Annotated in this window: 17 protein-coding genes; 2 read left to right on the top strand and 15 right to left on the bottom strand. The window is 59.3% G+C overall.

Going from position 1 to position 18,633, the window contains the following annotated elements:
- The first annotated feature begins 513 nt into the window (after positions 1-513).
- Positions 514-1,542, top strand: a complete 1,029-nt coding sequence (locus Q0J60_RS04245) for a hypothetical protein (protein WP_294439000.1) — start codon at positions 514-516, stop codon at positions 1,540-1,542.
- A gap of 482 nt (positions 1,543-2,024) precedes the next feature.
- Here Q0J60_RS04245 and nadE read toward each other — a convergent pair whose 3' ends face one another.
- The 11 genes from nadE to Q0J60_RS04300 form a co-directional block, all read right to left on the bottom strand.
- Positions 2,025-2,846: an NAD(+) synthase gene (nadE, locus tag Q0J60_RS04250; protein ID WP_294439001.1), complete on the bottom strand. Its 822-nt coding sequence runs from the start codon at positions 2,844-2,846 to the stop codon at positions 2,025-2,027.
- A gap of 3 nt (positions 2,847-2,849) precedes the next feature.
- Complete coding sequence (gene hypB, locus Q0J60_RS04255; RefSeq protein ID WP_294439002.1) at positions 2,850-3,509, bottom strand: hydrogenase nickel incorporation protein HypB; 660 nt, start codon at positions 3,507-3,509, stop codon at positions 2,850-2,852.
- Positions 3,506-3,886 carry a hydrogenase maturation nickel metallochaperone HypA gene (locus Q0J60_RS04260; RefSeq protein WP_294439003.1) on the bottom strand — a complete coding sequence of 127 codons (381 nt, stop codon included), beginning with the start codon at positions 3,884-3,886 and terminating at the stop codon, positions 3,506-3,508. Before Q0J60_RS04260 ends, hypB begins: the two co-directional genes overlap by 4 nt.
- Positions 3,887-4,184: 298 nt before the next feature.
- On the bottom strand, positions 4,185-5,039 hold the full coding sequence (gene tatC / locus Q0J60_RS04265) for a twin-arginine translocase subunit TatC (RefSeq protein WP_294439004.1): 855 nt from the start codon (positions 5,037-5,039) through the stop codon (positions 4,185-4,187).
- Positions 5,039-5,704: a twin-arginine translocase TatA/TatE family subunit gene (locus Q0J60_RS04270; RefSeq protein WP_294439005.1), complete on the bottom strand. Its 666-nt coding sequence runs from the start codon at positions 5,702-5,704 to the stop codon at positions 5,039-5,041. Before Q0J60_RS04270 ends, tatC begins: the two co-directional genes overlap by 1 nt.
- 262 nt (positions 5,705-5,966) lie before the next feature.
- A complete protein-coding gene (locus tag Q0J60_RS04275; protein WP_294439006.1) occupies positions 5,967-6,305 on the bottom strand; it encodes a P-II family nitrogen regulator in 339 nt (112 codons plus the stop codon).
- A gap of 89 nt (positions 6,306-6,394) precedes the next feature.
- Entirely contained in the window at positions 6,395-7,666 is a 1,272-nt protein-coding gene (locus Q0J60_RS04280; RefSeq protein ID WP_294439007.1) for an ammonium transporter, read from the bottom strand.
- A gap of 410 nt (positions 7,667-8,076) precedes the next feature.
- Complete coding sequence (locus Q0J60_RS04285) at positions 8,077-8,748, bottom strand: winged-helix domain-containing protein (RefSeq protein WP_294439008.1); 672 nt, start codon at positions 8,746-8,748, stop codon at positions 8,077-8,079.
- Positions 8,749-8,766: 18 nt separating this feature from the next.
- Positions 8,767-10,098 (bottom strand): type I glutamate--ammonia ligase, encoded by a 1,332-nt coding sequence (gene glnA, locus Q0J60_RS04290; RefSeq protein ID WP_294439009.1) that lies wholly within the window; start codon positions 10,096-10,098, stop codon positions 8,767-8,769.
- Positions 10,099-10,188: 90 nt separating this feature from the next.
- Positions 10,189-10,923: a type 1 glutamine amidotransferase gene (locus tag Q0J60_RS04295; protein ID WP_294439010.1), complete on the bottom strand. Its 735-nt coding sequence runs from the start codon at positions 10,921-10,923 to the stop codon at positions 10,189-10,191.
- Position 10,924: 1 nt separating this feature from the next.
- Entirely contained in the window at positions 10,925-12,466 is a 1,542-nt protein-coding gene (locus Q0J60_RS04300; protein WP_294439011.1) for a MurT ligase domain-containing protein, read from the bottom strand.
- A gap of 186 nt (positions 12,467-12,652) precedes the next feature.
- Here Q0J60_RS04300 and Q0J60_RS04305 point away from each other — a divergent pair, with 186 nt between their 5' ends.
- Positions 12,653-12,949 (top strand): hypothetical protein, encoded by a 297-nt coding sequence (locus Q0J60_RS04305; protein WP_294439012.1) that lies wholly within the window; start codon positions 12,653-12,655, stop codon positions 12,947-12,949.
- Between the two features lie 254 nt (positions 12,950-13,203).
- On the opposite strand, the gene Q0J60_RS04310 is transcribed toward Q0J60_RS04305, so the two are convergent.
- From Q0J60_RS04310 to Q0J60_RS04325, 4 genes are all read right to left on the bottom strand, one after another.
- Positions 13,204-15,297 (bottom strand): glutamine synthetase III, encoded by a 2,094-nt coding sequence (locus tag Q0J60_RS04310; protein ID WP_294439013.1) that lies wholly within the window; start codon positions 15,295-15,297, stop codon positions 13,204-13,206.
- Between the two features lie 109 nt (positions 15,298-15,406).
- A complete protein-coding gene (locus Q0J60_RS04315; RefSeq protein WP_294439014.1) occupies positions 15,407-16,456 on the bottom strand; it encodes a tyrosine-protein phosphatase in 1,050 nt (349 codons plus the stop codon).
- Positions 16,457-16,470: 14 nt separating this feature from the next.
- A complete protein-coding gene (locus tag Q0J60_RS04320) occupies positions 16,471-17,922 on the bottom strand; it encodes an amidohydrolase (protein WP_294439015.1) in 1,452 nt (483 codons plus the stop codon).
- 49 nt (positions 17,923-17,971) lie between these two features.
- A complete protein-coding gene (locus Q0J60_RS04325; protein WP_294439016.1) occupies positions 17,972-18,559 on the bottom strand; it encodes an NAD(P)H-dependent oxidoreductase in 588 nt (195 codons plus the stop codon).
- Between the last annotated feature and the right edge of the window lie 74 nt (positions 18,560-18,633).

The following is an 18,633-nucleotide window of genomic DNA, read 5'->3' on the forward strand; positions in this document are numbered from 1 at the left end:
AACAAGTCGCGCATAGAAAAATGGCTAAGAACATCAGGCGTAAGGCTGGGCGCTGGGCGCTGGGCGCTGGGCGCTGGGCGCTGAATTATCTTGCAGCCACGCTGCCGCCAAAGGACAATCACGCCTTCTCCATATGATGAAAATTCACCTCGTCAAATCCTTGCCGAAACCTTGCGCAATCCCAATCAAACACTGCTGCAACCTTGCGGGATTCTTGCGGAACTCTTACCGCATTCTTGCCGGATTCTGGCCAATTCCTCGCCGAAACCACCCCCCCCCACCAACCATGCGAAACGCCCACGAAGCGCATTCGCCCTCATGAAACGCACATCGGATTAGGAGACAACCCAGAACATCCACCATACACCGCTCTAAAGCCGTTTTTTGCCCGACAATCCACACAGGATTCCACTCACGATCCGCACGACATTTCGAGCAATATTCCACATTTCCCCAGATAGCAGACATATTTTATTCTCAGAATCGCAGCGAAATCTGTGATAGGATGCCGCCATGTATCCACCGCTTTGCAACATATCAGCCGTCAAATTCTGGACCGCCTACGGCGCCCCCGACATGCCCACTGCATACCCAATCCCAACGCCCACGCATTTCGATCCGCCCGACAGCGAACTCATGCAACGGCTGCAATCGATTCCCGCCCTGCAGCTCGGGGAGCCGCTTCATTTTCTCTGCCGCGATTTAAAACAGCGCCGACATGCAGCAAACGTGATTTGCCATGCGCGTGAAGTCCTGCCTCCGAGACATTCCGTTTTCTCATTTGGAAACGAATTATCCGTCGTCTCCCCTGAACTGAGCTTTTTGGAAATGGGGGCCGTCTATCCCGTTGAACGCCTTTCCCAATACGGCACTATGCTCTGTGGCAAATACGGAATTAAAACTGCAACTCAAGATGCCTCGTCGGTCAAGTCGACACGTTTCGACACCGACCTCTTCAAACGCACTCCCGTTACATCACGGGAGCTAGTCGAAAGCTACCTTGCCTCGTGCCACTCACTCCACGGAAGAACAATCGCACGCCGCGCGTTCCCCTACGTGTTCGACAGGAGCCGGTCACCCATGGAAACGGCAACCGTCCTTTTGCTTTCGATGCCTTACCATTATGGCGGGCGAAACCTTCCTCAGCCGCAGCTGAATATCCCTGTTGCAATCAAGCAGCCCATGCAGGTTCGAAATTGGAATGGGTCGATTTCCGCGCTCGATGCTTTTGAATGCGATTTAGTGTGGCACTCAAAACGCGGCATTGTTGTGGTCGAATACCAGGGCGAACTTGGTCATTCAGGTGAATCAAACATACATCGCGATGCCAGAAAACATAATGCGCTAGAAAACTCAGGCAGCAAAGTTCGAGCCTTAACCAAAGAAGCGCTCTTGGATTATGAGCTATTCACCGGGTTCGCGAACGACCTGGCCAAATTGCTTCGATGCTATCGGAAATCAAAACTATCCGACATAGACAAGCGGCAAAAGGCTCTACATCGATTACTTCTGGGTAAATACCTGACCATGCGGGTCTTTTAGAAATCGAACCCAACCTCTCGGGCAGACGGAATTCGACCGCCACGCCATGGTTTAACTACCATACTCAAGGCGAGAACCGAAAAACGTTTTTTACTCTCTTATGCCTCCGAATCAGGATGAGGTGAAGAGTTCAACACTCAAGCCAGATGCAGCTCATTGTCGAATGACGCAAGTATTGAACTCTTGAAGACGCGTTACGGGGAGCATTTCGTTATCCCCCGAATCACGACCAGGCATTATGACATCAAAGAAAAGCCGTAAGAGCACATACATTGAGAATCAGAGTTCAATACTTGCGTCATTCGATAATCGACTGCACTTGAAGCAAGTATTGAACTCTGATCTGCATTTAGGTTGAGTATTGAACTCGTAGTTGCGTTTTGAATTTAGCATTGAACCGACACTCAAGCAAAGTCAATAGAAGAGCAGGCAACCGCGATAGCCACAGACCGCCAACCGCACGCGCGCCCGACGCCATAGCCTTACGCGTAGGGAATCTCGGGGAAAGAGGGTTCGAGGGCTCGCTTGAATGCATAGGACGCGACGCGCTTGGTCACGCGCTCGACCTCGGCAGCATCGTAGCCGGCGGCGACGAGCGCGGCGGCGTCCATGCCACGTTCGACATGGTCAATCAGCAAACGATCCAGCTCATCGTATGACCCCAACGTTGCCTCGTCGGTCTGACCGGGAGCGAGTTCGGCACTCGGCGGCTTGACCAGCACATGCTGCGGAATAGGCGGAAGGTCACCCTTGGCGCACGCCGCGAGGTTCACCCAGCGCGACACGGCGAATACGTCGGTCTTGTACAGGCCGCCGATGGGAGCGTATGCGCCGGCCGTATCGCCATAGAGCGTGGAATAGCCCATCATGGCCTCGCTTTTGTTGCCCGTGTTTACCATCATCCAGCCGTGCGCGTTGGAAAGCGCCATGAGGACCACCATGCGGCAGCGCGCCTGCGTATTCTCGGCGGCCAGCCCGGTGAACGACGCGCAATCGGCGGCACAATGGGGACCGAGCACATGGGCGAACGCCTCATAGGGCTCCACGATAGAGATGCGTTCCACATGCAGGCCCAGATTGCGGCCGAGCTCCTGCGCATCCACAAGCGAATGCTCGCTGGAATACGGGCCGGGCAGCATGTAGCCATGCACGTGGTCGGCGCCGAACGCGTCAACGCACATGTAGGCAACAAGGCTCGAGTCGATTCCGCCAGAAAGCCCCAGCACCACATCGGTCGCGCCGGTGCCCGCCGCGAATTCACGCAGTCCATTCACGCATGTATGGTATTGCTCTTCAGGGGTCATGCCCTACGCCTCCTGCATGGCGCGAATCTTGGCACGCAGCCATTCGGCCCAAGCCTCAACGCCCTCGCCCTTGGTGGCGGCAATCGGGAAGATGGGCGCCTGCGGATTCAGCTGCGTCACGGCATCGCGGAACGCCTGCTCGTTGAAGTTGAACACGCTCATGGTGTCAACCTTGTTCAAAATGATGGCCTCGGCCACCTGGAACACGCCAGGATACTTGAGCGGCTTATCGTCGCCTTCGGGCACCGACAGAATCATAACCTTAGCGCCCTCGCCCAGGTCAAAGTCGGTGGGGCACACCAGGTTGCCCACGTTCTCCACGATAATAAGGTCGAGGTTGTCCAAATCAAGCGCATTCACGGCGCGGCGAATCATGTCGCTTTCCAAGTGGCACGCGCCACCGGTGTTAATCTGAACCGCAGCGATGCCCTGTGCGCTGATGCGCTCGGCGTCAACGTTGCTGGCGATATCGCCCTCGATGACAGCGATATTGAATTCGTCGCGCAGCGCCTCGATGGTGGCGAGGATAGTGGACGTCTTGCCGCTGCCGGGGCTTGCCAGGAGGTCCAGCACGAACACGCGCTTCTCCTTGAACAGGTCGCGATTCTCGCTGGCGATGCGGTCGTTCTTGTCAAGAATAGGCTGATGCAGATCTATCTTCATGACGACTTCCTTTCGGTTTCTTCTTCCTCGTCGGGAATATCCACCTCGATGCTGTCGATGCGCAATTCCTTACCCTGCAGAAGTTCGGCGAATCCCCCGCATTCAGGGCAAATCACATGATAGCGGTCATGGTCGAACACGAGGCCGCACTCGGTGCAGCGGCTCTTCGGATGCACCATGGTGATATCGAGCTGCGCGCCCTCGAACAGGGGATCCTGCTCGCACAGCGCCTCGAAGGCGAACTGAAGCGCGTCTTCGATCGCCTCGGTCATCACGCCCACGGAGAGCGACACCTTGAGCACCTTGTCAGCGCCCGCGTTACGCGCAGCCGCGCCCACGCTCTCGACGACGCCGGTCATAATTCCAAGTTCGTGCATGGGGCGCATTCCTCCTTTGTTGCTCAATCGCGTATTACACGACGAACATTCGATGCAGCCAACAGCGGCCTCCAACAACACGCTCTTGCTGCAGGACAAACACCTGGCTTCATTCGCCGTAGTTGCACACGACTTACGGCAAATGTAACACTTTCGCATGGTATAACAGAATCGCGGACGCAAAACCCACCTATCCCCTATTCGGCCCGAAAACTCCGCAGAGAACCAAAAAGGCGCCCGACTTGTGTCGGACGCCTTGCGCAATTAATGGGTTTCGGCAGACAAACGGCCGCTATGACTAGTCTTCGTCGCTATCGAGGCGCTTCTTGATCTTGTCCTTCGTGGCGGCCCATTCTTCCTGCCATTCGGCCTCTTCGCGCGCCTCGCGCTCGGCCTCTTCCTTCTGCTGCTTCACGCGCTTGCCCAGCACCAGACGAGCAATCAAGAGGCTGGCCTCATACAGCACCACCATAGCAGCGAACATCAACAGCATGGTGATCGGCGAAGCGTCCAGCGTGACCATAGCGGAAATGACCATGAGCACGATGTACACGGTGCGCCAGGATTCGCGCAGCTTGGCGTACGGAATGATCTCGAAGATGACCAGATAGAACACGATCAGCGGCAGCTCGAACGCAAAGCCGAAGGCGATCTCGAAGTTGATGAATACGTCGATCCACGCCTTGGCGTCGGGGAACACCTGGGCAAAGCCAGCGCCCTGCTCGGTGAGCCACTGAACCGCAGGGTTCAGGATGAACAGGTAGCAGAACACGGTGCCCGCAATGAACAGCGTCACGCCCGCGGCAAACGTGGGGATGAACCACTTGCGCTCGTTGGGCTTAAGGGCGGGCAGGAAAAATGCCAGAACCTGCCACAAAATGATGGGAGCAGTGGCAACAACGGCCGACCACAGCGCCACCTTGAAGCGCACCGTGAAGAAGCCGAACACGTCGAAGATGTTCAGCGCGATGAGGCCCGCGTCATCGTGGGGCAGGTACTCCGCCGCAGGCTGCAGCAAGAACTGGATGATAGTAGGCGTAGCGGGATAGAAAACACACATGGCGATGAACAGCGCCGCCACGATGCGCACCAAGCGCATACGGAGTTCGCCCAGATGGTCGAACAAAGGCATACGTGCCGGACCGATAGGCATTAGTTCTCCTCCTTCTGGGCAGAGGCGGACGCATCCGCGGAGGTTGCAGATTCAGCGGGAGCCGCAGAGGACTCGGCAGACGAGGCGGCATCGGCCTTCTTCGCAGCCTTCTTCACGGGCCTTTTGGCACCCAGAAGCTCATCGGCAAGATCGCGCTCGGCAGCCTGCTTCGCTTCCTCCTCGGCGGCGACCTTAGCGGTGGCTTCCTTCCGGGCCTCCATCACCTTTTCGTGCACCTTGGTAGGCGAAGGCTTGGCGGCAGCAGTCCCAGCGGCACCGGCAGCAGCGGCGGCGGCAGCTTCCTTTTCCTTTTCTGCCGTAGCGGCAGCACGCGCCTCTTTGGCAGCCTCGTTTGCAGCCTCGCGCTTCTTTTTGTCTTGACGCTCTTTATCGTACTTGGCCTTGCGAGCGGCGAAGGATTCCTTCTTCTCCACCTTCTGCTTGTTTTCCTTGTCGATGGCGTCGAGCGGGTTTTTCACCGGATCTTTGCTCAGCGGGTCGTAAATCTCGGTTTTGACGACCTTGTTCATCTCGTCCTGCGCGCTGCGGAACTTCTGCACGGCCGCTCCGATGGTCTTGGCAAGCTGCGGCAGCTTATCAGGGCCAAAGATGAGAAAGCCAAAGAGCAGGATGAGGAAAAGTTCGAATCCACCTATACCGAACACGTTCTACCTCTCACGTCATACTGCGGTTTGCATTACGGTTTGCGGTTGCCATGGCGCCAAAGGACGCACTGCTCCCCTAGCGCATAACTGCGCTATCTTACCACAGCGTTTCGCGGTGAGACCGCCCAATTACGCTCCGTTGCGCATCGCCAGCAATTCCGTACATTCGCGTAAAAGCGGCCGCACCGATCATCCGACGCAGCCGCCCTACCGCTTATTGCTCAAGCCATAGGCTCGAACGGATTGCGAGACCCCCAGAATCCTACAGCGCTTCCACGCCGCGCGCACCGGTGCGGATGCGGATGCATTCCTCGACGGGCGATACGAAAATCTTGCCGTCACCCACCTCGCCGGTGCGCGCTGTGGCACAGATGAGTTCCACCACTTCATCCACCTTGGCGTCTTCCACCACCATCTCGATCTTCACCTTGGGAAGCATGTTCACGATGACCTCGCTACCGCGGTAGTACTCCTTCCATCCGTGGCTGTTCCCGCAACCCTGCACCTGCGAGAGCGTCATGCCCTTCATGCCCTGTTCGAGCAACGCCTCCTTGAGCGCCTCGAGCTTGGCGGGACGGATGATTGCTTCAATCTTTTTCATGATATGGCTCCTTACTTTTGAGCGTACTGCGCGAATAGCGGAACGTCGGATGGCTCGCCCGCACATCCACGCTTCATTTGCGCGGCAAATCAATCCAAACCGTTGAACGACGGGTAGGCGCTCTCGCCGTGCTGACGGGCGTCCAGGCCTTCGGCTTCCTCCTCGACCGACACGCGCAGACCGCCGAACAGCACTTTCACGACAAGACCGATGACGGCGGACGCCGCGGCAACGAAAACGACCGTCAGAGCAATACCTTCGACCTGAGCCAGAAGCAGCGCGGGGTCACCCGTGTACAGCAGGCCGCCGAAATCGGTCCACGACAGCTCGGGCACGCAGAACACGCCCGTGAGAACGCCGCCCACGATGCCACCCACGCAGTGGCAGCCGAATGCGTCAAGCGCGTCGTCGTAGCCTATGCGCGGCTTGAGGAAAGCGATCGCTGCATAGCATATGGGCGACACGATGAGGCCCATGACCACGGCGGCCCACATATCCACGAAGCCCGCAGCAGGCGTGATAACCACAAGACCTGCAACGATGCCCGTGCAGGCGCCGACGAGCGTCACCTTGCCGGTGCGCACACGCTCCACCAGCATCCAAGAAAGCATGGCAGCAGCCGGAGCCGCCATGGTATTGAGGAACGCAAGGGCGGCGATGCCATCGGCCGCGAAGGCAGATCCGCCGTTGAACCCGAACCATCCGAACCACAGTAGCCCTGCGCCCAGCACCACAAATGGCACATTATGCGGACGATACGACATGAGTCCGAATCCGCGGCGTTTGCCCAGAAGCAGACACAGCACCAGGCCAGTGAGGCCGGAGGAAATGTGAACCACGTCGCCTCCGGCGAAGTCCAGCGCGCCGATTGTGTCGCCAATCAGGCTGCCCTCGCCTCCCCACACCATGTGCGCAAGCGGAGCGTATACCACCAGGCACCACACGGCGACGAACGCCAACAGCGCGCCGAACTTCATACGGCCCGCTACAGCGCCCGTGATAATGGCGGCCGTAATCATGGCAAATGCCATCTGGAACGCCACGTCGACAAGCGCGGGATACGTGTCGTGCGAAAGCGCCGCATCGGCCCCATTCAAAAGGTTGGCCAGCACTCCTTGGCAAAGAAGCTGGTCAAATCCTCCGAACACGGGATTCGACCCGTCTCCTCCGTACGCGAGCGACCATCCCGCCACTGCCCAAAGCACGCCAACGACGCCCAGAACGCCTACTGACATGATCATCGTATTGACCACGTTTTTGCGACGCGTGAGGCCGCCATAGAAAAACGCCAGTGCCGGCGTCATGAGGAACACCAGCATGGCGCATACCATCATGAAGCCCGTCGTACCTGAATCGAACATTACCGCTCCCTTCTTCTACATTGATACTGGTTCCCCGCATAGGAGCGTAGGATTGCGTTGCAACGCATCGAATTATGGGGCGGGTCTTGGAGCAGAAACTCAAGAATCGCTTTAGTTAACTAAAGCGATTCACGTACGAAATAGGAAGGAAATGCTAGGTTACGTGCGCGAAACAAGGCGTTTAGGGAGTGCAGAGCGGAAAGTGTCGTTCATGCTGCAGTTTTCGCACGCCATGAGAAATAGAGCAGAATACTGCACCCTTTTGACCAGCCATTATGCAAAAAGTCCGGCGAGAATACTCGCCGGACCCATGAAAAACTGCAGCATGAACGACTGCCTTGCCTCCGAAAACGCTGGGCGACAGAAACCAACCCTGATCTCGATGCAAGACATCTCGCAGGAGGCACTTACTAGTTCACCCAGAGGTATCCTGCGCCGCGCACGGTTTCCAAATGCTGCGCCATCTCGGGGCCCAGCTTGGCACGCAAGCGTCGCACGTGAACATCCACCGTGCGGCTGCCGCCATAATAGTCAAAGCCCCACACCTGCGACAGAAGCACCTCGCGCGAATAGATGCGTCCGGGATGCGTGGCCAAAAACGACAGCAACGCGTATTCCATAAACGTGAGGTCGATGGGCTCCCCCGCCACTTTCACCTGGTAGGTGGCAAGATTGATGGTCATCGAACCCACATGCACGAAATCGGCGTCGGCCGTGGCCTCGCCCGGCCACAGAAGCCTGCGGCAACGCAGCTTCATCTCTTCATCCGATGCCCCTGACGACGCAAAGTCGAGCGACACCTGCATGGGAAGACGCAGCGTCTCGATATCGCCTTCGTCGACGACCAGGAACAGCGCGGCCGGTCCGCCCGTCAATGCCTGGGCGAGACGCGCCACGTCGCACGACCCGTCGGTGTCGTCGACCACCAGCAAGTCGGCGTCGAGGTTGCGTCCCATGGAAATCACCTGGCTGATGGGCGCCTTGAGCACGCGCACCTCAGCGTCCATCGAGGCAAACAGGGTGGCAGCGTGCTCGGGGGTTATCGTGCGTCCGCAAGAAACAAGTATGGTTTTCGAATGCATGAACTCAACGCCCCCTTTCTACAGCGTGGCCAAGTATCGATCGAGTTCCCATTGTGTCACGTGCGAGCGGAATTTCTCCCACTCCGCGCGCTTGTTCTCCACAAGCCAAGCGTGGGCGGCGTCCCCCAGCACCTCGCGCATGAAATCCGACTTCTCGAACGCGTCCACGGCACGCGAGAGATCGGTGGGCAGCGCGGCGATTCCCAGCTCCTCGCGCTGCGCGGCGGAAAGCTCGAACGCGTTTTCCGTGAGCGGTGCCGGCAGCTGAAGGTTCTCTTCGATACCGCGCAGACCGGCGGCGATGAGAGCCGAAAGCGCCAGATAGGGGTTTGCAGCCGAATCGACGCTGCGCACGGCCACGCGCGTGGAGTTGCCCTTGGCGGGCTTGTAACGCGGCACGCGTACCATGGCCGAGCGGTTGGAATTGCCCCAGCAGATATGCGTAGGACAGCAGAAGCCCGAGACGATGCGCTTGTAGGAATTCACGTACTGGTTGGTGACCAGGGAATACTCCGGAGCATACTTCAAAAGGCCGGCGATATAGCGCTTTGCCACCGACGAAAGGCCAAAACCCTCGGGGTCATCGGCATCGAAGAAGGCGTTGCCGGTGCCGTCGAACAGCGACATATGCATATGCATGCCGCTGCCCTGCTCATGTTCGAGCGGCTTGGGCATGAACGTGGCATACAGGCCGCGCTCGCATGCCGTTTCCTTGATTACCAGACGCGAGGTCATCACGGCGTCCGCCGCGGCAAGGGCATCGCTGTAGCGCAGGTCGATCTCCTGCTGCGCAGGCGCCGATTCGTGGTGCGAATACTCGACGGGGATGCCCATCTGCTCAAGGGTGAGCACGGTGTCGCGACGCAGATCGGCCGCGTTGTCGAGCGGGGCAAGGTCGAAGTAGCCGCCTCGGTCGATGGGCTCGGGCGCCTCGTCGCTCTTGAAGCAGAAGTACTCGATGGCAGTGCCCACATTGACCGAATAGCCCATGTCGGAAGCCTTATCCAGCACGCGCATGAGGATCTGGCGAGAATCGCCCGCCGCAGGAGCCCCGTCGGGCGTGCGGATATCGCAGAACATGCGTGCCACGCCATTGTTGGCGGGACGCCACGGAAGCATCTGGAAGGTGGAGGGGTCGGGGTGCGCCAGCATGTCGCTTTCCTGCAGCGGAGCCAGGCCGTTTACGCTCGCGCCATCAAAACCCACGCCCTCTTCGAAGGCGGATTCCACATCGGAGGGCGTAATGGCAACGTTTTTCAGGCCGCCTAGAAGATCGGTGAACCACAGGCGAAGAAAACGGATGTCACGCTCTTCGATCTGCTTGATGACGTATGCCTTCGTATCGATCATTGTTCCTCCAACATGCCGGCAGCACTTTATCCGGGTATAGTATCACCTGACGTGAGGTCATCCGTTTCAGACGCGTTAAGTATCGCCTTCTTATGCCACTCCCAGGCGGCGAGCCATGACCTGGTTGGCAGCAAGCTCCTCGGCGTCGTCGAGCGGCTCGAGCTCAATCGCATTGCCGCGACGCTCGTATGCGCGCGCAATAAGCCAGTCAGCCACCTGGGGGTTCTTAGGCAAAAGCGGGCCGTGCAGATAGGTTCCAATCAGGTTGCCCTGGTGCACGCCCTCGAAGCCGTCTTGACCGTTGTTGCCGAACGTCTTGCCCAACACGCGGCCGAGCGGATTCACGCCCGAGCCCAATGTGGTGCGCCCGCCGTGGTTCTCAAACCCCACGATGGGCATGTCGCAGATATCGCTCTGGATGACCGCGTTACCGATCAGGCGCCCCTCACCTCGCACCGTTTCCATGTCGATGATGCCCAAGCCCTCTACCACCACGTCGTCCATCGCATAGCTGTGCCCCAGGAACTGATAGCCGCCGCACACGGCAAGGAGTGCACCGCCATCAGCAACATACGCCGAAAGCTCGGCTTTGCGCTCCATCATGGCGTCTTTCACGATCATCTGCTCGCGATCGGCACCGCCGCCAATGAACACGATGTCGGCACGGGAAAAATCCATCGCGTCACCCATGCCCACTTCCTGCACTTCCACAGGCAGGCCGCGCCATTCCAACCGGCGGCGCAGGCAAATCACGTTGCCACCATCGCCATACAAGTTCAAAAGTTCGGGGAACAGATGCACGATTGTCAGAGGCTTTACCGTCATATTAGTTCCCCTCTTTGGATACTTGGTTTCCTTTAGAAACTTCATTTATATTTGAGTCTTGTACTATATTTTGCGCTTTATCACTTTGAGAATCTTGAACGGAATTCGAAACTTGTTCACTCCAGGGAATATTTCCTGTAGATTCCCATTCAGCATGCAGCTTTTCAAGCTCTCGACGCACTTCGGGCAACGCCGTGTAGTTGGCAATGATGTAAGCGCGTCCATCCTCGGCGCAAGTCGCTTCCATAACCTGAGCGACGTTATCCACAATCTGGGCCTTGATGCCGGCATACTTCAAGCGCACCTGCATGTCGTTCGCGCGGCTGCCGCCCACGAACGCCTTGAGGCCTTCGATATGCGCCCAGTTCTCGAAGTCGATGTCCCAGAACCACGAGACATCGTGCCCGTCGGGGTCGTTGTCGTTGACGAACAAGGCCAGTACGCGCCCCTGCTCCTGCAGCACGATGCGGATGTTCTGGTTGAAGCCAGTGGGGTTTTTGGCCAGATTGGTCATCACGCTGCGCTCGCCGAAATCGAACACCTGCAAGCGTCCGTTCGTAGGCCGGTACGCCAATACACTCTTTTGGAAACCATCGTATTCCACCAGGAAGGACATCTTGGATGCCGCATAGGCCGCCAGCACGTTGTACACCATGTACACGCCCGTTTGCCCCGTGCGCACCTCGTGCCCATCAATGTCGAACACGAAGCCTTCGTCGGTCGCGCGCACGTTCTCGGCGGCGAACTTCAGCTCGGGCCTGCCCCATCCGCACTCCTTGCAGCGGTATGCGCCCAGCTTGTCATAGTGCACGTATTCGTATTCCAGCACGCCGCCGCACTTCTGGCAGAAGCGGCTGTCGCTCACGCGGTCGGCGGAAAGCCCCAGGTCGCCCTTGATGCCGAACGCAAACGACCTGTTGGACACGCGGTCGGCGATGGCCGCGCACAAGGGGTCGTCGCCGTTGTAGATAAAGATGGTTTCGGGTGTCTTGAGCAGAGCCTCAGCGATCACATCCTGGATGCGGTCGATTTCGCCGAAGCGATCCAGCTGGTCGCGGAACAGGTTAAGCAGCATGAAATAGCGCGGCTTCACGCGCGGCAAGACGAACTTGGTGTAAAGCTCGTCGCACTCGAAACATACGATGGGCTTGGCGGAGACTGCGGCGCCCACAGCGGTCTGGGAATCCGGCGAAGCCTTTGGCGTCGATGACGCGCCCGCCTCTCGCACGTTCCCCTTTTCCGGCCCCACCAACAGCGCCGTGACCACGCCGGACTGCAAGTTATTGCCCTCGCGGTTGCACACAAGCGGCCTGCCGGAGGTGGCCAGGCAGTCGGCGATAAGATTCGTTGTGGTTGTTTTGCCATTAGTTCCCGAAACCACAATCACGGGATCCACCTGGCGCGCCAGATCCGTCAAAACGAGCGGGTCAATCTTGAGCGCGATCGCGCCCGGGATGTTGCCCGCTGCGCGATGCATGAACGTCTCGCCGCCCCAGCGAGCCGCACGGCCCGCGAACGCCGCAAGTTTAGAACGAAATCCCATATTTCACCTCGTGTATCGGCGATTACTCGCAAGCGCGCCGAGGCGCGCATCATTTCCAAATATTGCATCATACACGAAGGCACCCCGCACATCCTCATGGAGCACAGGGCTTCAACAAACGGGCAGCTCGATTCAAACCAGACACAAAGCAGGCTGAGTAAGATTAGAGTTCCTCCGTCGCAAAGCATGAGCGCATTCGACCAACTCGCCGGCCAAGAAACTGACAGTTCGTGGACGTTTTTGCGACTTTCCCGGATTATGCATCCCTATAAAAAAGTTAGCGATAGCTATTTCCAGGCGTTTCTGAAGGACGTTGAGAACGGCTCGCTTCGTTCGATACGAAAAAGAGGACGAAACACCCAAAATCAACCCATGACAGCCAAATCCATCCCGGTAAACTCGCAAAAACGTCCACGGAATACGAAAGAACTGGCAGAAGAGAATGCTACCGTCGATCGAGAGAGCGCTACCCCGACGCATTAGAGGTGAGGGGAATTGCGACTGCCTCGCAGCACAGCTGCCTCGCAGCGCGATAGCATCGCGGCCATGCCCTCCTTCGTAGAGCTCGGCGGCGCGACGTCCCAGATCGATGCCGTACAAAGGCCTTCCCGTCATAAGGAAACCTCCCACTTCTCATGTCCAAGAAATGGGAGGCGGTTCAAAATGGGCGGCGCAACTTGCGAACAGCGCCACATCCGTTCACCACAGGCGCCGGCCAGAAGACCGGCGCGACATTTTTACGCGTAGAACAGGATGTCGTCGTAGGTGGGCACGGGCCAGTACTCGCGCGCCACGATGGGCTCCATCGCGTCGACGGCGGCACGCAGGCGCTCCATCGCAGGATTCACCTCATGCGCATAGACGTTGGCCTTCTCCTGCGAATCGGAGCACGTCTCAGCCTTCTCGTGCAGGCGAGCCAGCTCGTCCAAATCCTCGTAAATCGCGCTCACGCCGTCGGTCAGCGTGGCAAGCTCGGCGCGCTCGTGCGCCATGCTGGCGGTGGGCATGGCCTCGGTAATCGTGGTGATGCCCTTGGCGATCTTGGTGGCATACGCGCTGATCACGGGCAGATACGTGCGGCGAGCCATGCGGCGCATGGTGGTGCACTCGATGTTCATGAGCTTGTTGTACTTCTCAAGCTTGACCTCGTAGCGGCTGCGCGCCTCGGTCTCGGAGAGCACGCCCATCTCCTCGAAAAGCGCCAGATTCTTGGGTGCCACGAAGCTCGGCAGCGCGTCGGCGGTAGTGGGGAAATCGCACAGGCCGCGACGGCGCGCCTCTTCGTGCCACTCCTCCGAGTAGCCATCGCCCGAGAACAGGATGCGCTTGTGCTCGGACAGCACGCGCTTGATGTACGACACGGCAGCGGTGCGGAAGTCCTCCTCGCCGCGTGTCTCCATGGCGTCGGCGAAATTCTTGAGCGACTTGGCAACGGCGGTGTCCAGCATGGTATTGGCATCGGACACGTTCACCGAAGAGCCCGGCATGCGGAACTCAAACTTGTTGCCCGTGACGGCGAAGGGGCTGGTGCGGTTGCGGTCGGTAGTATCGCGCTCCAGGTTGGGCAGCACGTCCACACCGAAGTCGAGCGAGGCACGCGAGGCGTGACTAGCCTCATGGCCTTCGGCAAGCGCGTCGATAATCGCGGAAAGCTCGTCGCCCAGGAAGATGGACACGATGGCCGGCGGAGCCTCATTGGCACCCAGTCGGTGATCGTTGCTGCAGCTTGCCACGCTCATGCGCAGCAGGTCCTGGTAGTCGTCCACCGCTTCGATGATGCAGGTGAGGAACACCAGGAACTGCAGGTTGTCCTCGGGGGTGTCGCCGGGGTCAAGCAGATTCTCGTCCTCGGTGCCAATGGACCAGTTGTTGTGCTTGCCGGATCCGTTGATGCCCTCGAACGGCTTCTCGTGCTGCAGGCACACCAGGCCGTGATGGCTGGCCAGCAGCTTCATCTCTTCCATGGTGAGCAGGTTCTCGTCGATGGCGCGGTTCACGTTGGAAAACACCGGAGCCAGCTCGTGCTGGGCGGGTGCCACCTCGTTGTGCTTGGTCTTCGCCGCAACGGCGAAGCCCCACAGTACGTCATCGAGCTCTTTCATGAAGGCGTTCACCGTAGGACGGATGGCGCCGAAGTAGTGCTCGTCAAGCTCCTGGCCCTTGCACGGCGGCGCGCCGAACAGCGTGCGGCCGGTCATGACCAGATCCTGACGCTTCTCGTAATCCTTCTCGGAAATCAGGAAGTATTCCTGCTCGGTGCCCACGTTCACCACCACGCGCGAAGGGTGCTTGCCAAACAGCGCCAGCACGCGCTTGGTCTGCGTGTCGATCGCAGAGATGGAACGCAGAAGCGGCGTCTTCTTGTCCAGCGCCTCGCCGGTGTACGAGCAGAACGCCGTGGGGATGCACAGCACCTCGTCCTTGATGAACGCGTAGCTCGTGGGGTCCCACGCGGAATAGCCACGAGCCTCGAAAGTGGCACGCAGACCGCCGTTGGGGAAGCTCGACGCGTCGGGTTCACCCTGCACCAGCTCCTTGCCGGAGAACTTGGTGATGGCGGTGCCGTCGCCCACGGGCTCGATGAACGAGTCGTGCTTCTCGGACGTGATGCCCGTCAGCGGCTGGAACCAATGCGCGAAGTGGGTGGCGCCGTGCTCGATGGCCCACGTCTTCATCGCGTGCGCCACGGTGTTGGCCACATCCAAGTCGAGCGGTTTGCCCTCTTTGATGGTGCGCGAGAGCATCTTGTACGTGTCAGAAGGCAGGTACTGCTTCATCACGTGGTCGGAAAACACCATGGTGCCGTAACGAGAGGTGAGGTTATTGGACATGCGGCAGGCTCCTATCGATTATTGCGATACGCGTAATACGCACAAGCTGTTATTTTACTACGACACGCTGGAGTGCAAGACGAAACCTCTGTCGTTTACGCACAGTTCATCAACGCGGCAGGAGCAGCATGCGAAGACGTTCGATGTGGGAGTCGGTCAGGCGCAGGCCGTCGCGCACATAGCCCTCGAACGAGCCGTAGACGCGCGCTGCCTCGTCGAAGAATGCCTCCAGATACGAAGGCCGCGCCTCCAGAAACGACATGAGGATGGAGCGTTCGCGCTGCGTCATGCCGACGCCCAGGCGTTCCGCTTCGGAGGCGATCAAATCGGCATGGTCGTCGTTAACGCGCAGATAATCTTCCATTACGGCATCGTCGTCGAACCGCGCCGCCTTAAGCAGCACAGCAGCAAGCACGCCCGTTCGGTCCTTGCCGTTCGCGCAGTGCACCAGCGCCGGCGTTCCCTCGGCCGCCATAGAGCGCAGCGCCTGCCCGATGAGCGGGTATTCGCGCACGTAACGCCGGTAGTTCTCGCGCATGCGCTCCTCGGGTTCGCCGTATGCGCCGATCACGCCCGCCACCAGGCGCTTGTCGGCGTCTTTCTTGCGACGTTCCTCGGCGGGTTCCAGCGCGATGGTCTTGGTGCCCACCAGATACGGCTCAGGATGCGCCGCCACCTCGCGGCGCGTGCGCATGTCATAGATGGTGGCGATGCCCAGCGAACGCGCCAGGAACACCGCATCGTCGGGCGTGATGTCAACCAGCTCACGCGAGCGGAACAGGCAGCCGCCGCCCAACGTGCCGCCTCCGATTGCGCGCACGCGGGCGCTTCCAAACATGGTCATGGCAGGAAGCACTTCGAAGGCGAAGCCGGTCACAAGCGACGACGAAGGCGTGCCGTCCGAGCGAACCGCGCGCGCCTTCAGCAAATACCGCCCCGGCTTCTGCGGTGTGTATACAAAGCGCCATCGCACGCCGCGCTCCTTGTCCACAGCCTCGGTGGCATACGGCGTCCAACTGTCTCCGCCGTCCAGCGAAAACTCGATACCCGCGATGGCGCGCTCGAAATCGTCCACGTACCCTGTGAATTCGATAGGCCGCCCCACAAAATACGGTGGTTTCTTGCTGGGCGTTATAAGCGTGTGCGAATTGCCGGACATGGTGGGAGCCGCCTCTATTCCGCCAGGAAATCTACGGCGTATTGCGCTGCGAACTCCGAGCCGCGCACAAGGGCGCTTTCGTCCACGCGGTAGAAGCAGCTGTGCTGCGGATGCTCCGCCCCCACCTTGGGATTGCGGCACCCGACGAACGCGAACACGCCGGGCACAATCTTGAGGTATTCGGCGAAATCCTCGCCCGCCAGCGTGCCCTGGTAATCGGACAGCGCATCTTCGCCGAACAGCTTGACCACGGCCTGCTCTGCGCGGGCGGCGCTCGCAGCGTCGTTCACCAAGCCGGCGTTGCCCTCTTCATACGTGAGCTTCGCCCTGGCTCCCAGCGCCTTTGCGGTACGTTTGACCAGGTGCTCCAAGTGTTCCGGAATGGATTTGCGCGTCTTTTCGGTCCAGGTACGCACCGTGCCCGTGAGATAAGCCGATCCCGCCATGATGTTGCGCGCCTCGCCGCCGTGAATCTCGCCTACGGTCACCACCAGCGGTTCGAACGGCGAAATATCGCGGCTCACCAATGTCTGAATGACGTTCACCAGCTCTGCGGCGACCACGATAGCATCCACGCCCTTGTGCGGCATGGACCCGTGCGCGCTCACGCCCGCCACATCGATGCGAAACCAGTCGGTATTCGCCATGCGCTGACCAGGTGCGCATGAAATCTTGCCCGCTTCCACATCGCTCCAGATATGCATGCCGAACAAGCCGTCCACGCCCTCAAGGGCGCCCGCGCGAATCATCATGCGCGAACCGATAGAAATCTCCTCTGCCGGTTGGAAGATGATGCGCACCTCGCCATGGAGCTGCGAACGCATATCGTTCAGGATGCGAGCGGCGCCCAGCATCATAGCGATATGGCAGTCGTGGCCGCAGGCGTGCATGACGCCCGTGTTCTGCGACTCGTACGGCAGTCCCGTCTCCTCGGTTACGGGCAGCGCGTCGATATCGGCGCGCAGGGCAATACGGCGACGCGGATTGCCCTGGTCATCGTAGGCATCGGGCGCTTCGCCTTTGATGGTGGCAATAATGCCCGTTTTCGCAACGCGTTCATACGGAATGCCCATGCGCGTGAGGCGCACGCAAATGCTGTTGGACGTAGCGACCTCTTTGGTGGAGAGTTCAGGATGCGCGTGGAAGTAGCGACGCATGGCGATGATGGAGTCCTCGATGGCGCCGCCAGCTTCAAGGATGTGCGCTGTCAGCTCGTCGGGCGTCATGACAGGCACCGTCATGGGCGCGATGGGCGCGGGGGCGACGGCATCGGAAGCCTCTGCGATCCCTGCGGCGTCAGTGGCTTCCGCAGCGTCAGCAACCACTGCGACCTCTGCAGCATCAGCAGCCACGAGCGGCTCCGCTCCCTCCACCTGCTCATCGCCCAGAACGACCACGTTCGTGCTTTCCGGACTTTTCGCCTGCGTTTTTTCTACCGGCTTCGTCGCCTTTTTCTTCTTACCCATGCTGCTCACCTATCGCGTACTTCGTTTGCGTTGCCGCACCTTGCCTGCGTTAATCAACTTGGGCCGACTCAATGTTAGCCAGAGCCTCGGACATAATAGCATCAGCGTCGTTGGTGACAATGTCCAAGCCTTCCGCGCGGAAGCATTCCGCCGTCTCGAACCCGAAGAACAGCGTGAAGAGCACCTTGATCTGCTGATAGCCGAAATCGAGTTCGCCCACATATCCACCCGACGTGGTGACGTAATACAGGCGCTTGCCGCGGCATAGGCTCACCGGCACGCCGGCCTCGGAGTATCTGAAGGTCACGCCCTGCGCGCACAGATGCTCTACGTACACCTTAAGCTTGGACGGGAACGACAAATCCCAATACGGGGCCGCTATGACCACTGTATCGGCCTGGCTCATTTGCTTTGCCGCGTCGAACAACACGTCGTCGAAAGCGCCCGCGCGAGCGAGTTGCGTGCGCCGATTCACATCGTCGCCCGTCAAGGGGCGCATGTCGGCATCTTCCAGCACAAGCGTCGAAACGTGCGCCTCTCGCCCATCTGTCAACTTAGCGAGCAACGCCTGCGCCAAGCGCTCGGTGCGCGACGTCTCACGGTTCACGCACGCATCCACATACAGAATGGTTTCCATTGCATTCCTCCCCTTTTCTGACTGCTCGCCACCCTAACACAAAAGGCGACCCCGAAGGGTCGCCTTTGATGCAT

It is taken from the genome of uncultured Slackia sp. (assembly GCF_944321625.1).
Lineage (GTDB): Bacteria > Actinomycetota > Coriobacteriia > Coriobacteriales > Eggerthellaceae > Slackia.

Coding starts and splice junctions, on each gene's coding strand:
- Q0J60_RS04245 (WP_294439000.1), top strand. CDS start 514: ATGTATCCACCGCTTTGCAACATATCAGCCGTCAAATTCTGGACCGCC.
- nadE (WP_294439001.1), bottom strand. CDS start 2,846: ATGACCCCTGAAGAGCAATACCATACATGCGTGAATGGACTGCGTGAA.
- hypB (WP_294439002.1), bottom strand. CDS start 3,509: ATGAAGATAGATCTGCATCAGCCTATTCTTGACAAGAACGACCGCATC.
- Q0J60_RS04260 (WP_294439003.1), bottom strand. CDS start 3,886: ATGCACGAACTTGGAATTATGACCGGCGTCGTCGAGAGCGTGGGCGCG.
- tatC (WP_294439004.1), bottom strand. CDS start 5,039: ATGCCTATCGGTCCGGCACGTATGCCTTTGTTCGACCATCTGGGCGAA.
- Q0J60_RS04275 (WP_294439006.1), bottom strand. CDS start 6,305: ATGAAAAAGATTGAAGCAATCATCCGTCCCGCCAAGCTCGAGGCGCTC.
- Q0J60_RS04280 (WP_294439007.1), bottom strand. CDS start 7,666: ATGTTCGATTCAGGTACGACGGGCTTCATGATGGTATGCGCCATGCTG.
- Q0J60_RS04285 (WP_294439008.1), bottom strand. CDS start 8,748: ATGCATTCGAAAACCATACTTGTTTCTTGCGGACGCACGATAACCCCC.
- glnA (WP_294439009.1), bottom strand. CDS start 10,098: ATGATCGATACGAAGGCATACGTCATCAAGCAGATCGAAGAGCGTGAC.
- Q0J60_RS04295 (WP_294439010.1), bottom strand. CDS start 10,923: ATGACGGTAAAGCCTCTGACAATCGTGCATCTGTTCCCCGAACTTTTG.
- Q0J60_RS04300 (WP_294439011.1), bottom strand. CDS start 12,466: ATGGGATTTCGTTCTAAACTTGCGGCGTTCGCGGGCCGTGCGGCTCGC.
- Q0J60_RS04305 (WP_294439012.1), top strand. CDS start 12,653: ATGAGCGCATTCGACCAACTCGCCGGCCAAGAAACTGACAGTTCGTGG.
- Q0J60_RS04310 (WP_294439013.1), bottom strand. CDS start 15,297: ATGTCCAATAACCTCACCTCTCGTTACGGCACCATGGTGTTTTCCGAC.
- Q0J60_RS04315 (WP_294439014.1), bottom strand. CDS start 16,456: ATGTCCGGCAATTCGCACACGCTTATAACGCCCAGCAAGAAACCACCG.
- Q0J60_RS04320 (WP_294439015.1), bottom strand. CDS start 17,922: ATGGGTAAGAAGAAAAAGGCGACGAAGCCGGTAGAAAAAACGCAGGCG.
- Q0J60_RS04325 (WP_294439016.1), bottom strand. CDS start 18,559: ATGGAAACCATTCTGTATGTGGATGCGTGCGTGAACCGTGAGACGTCG.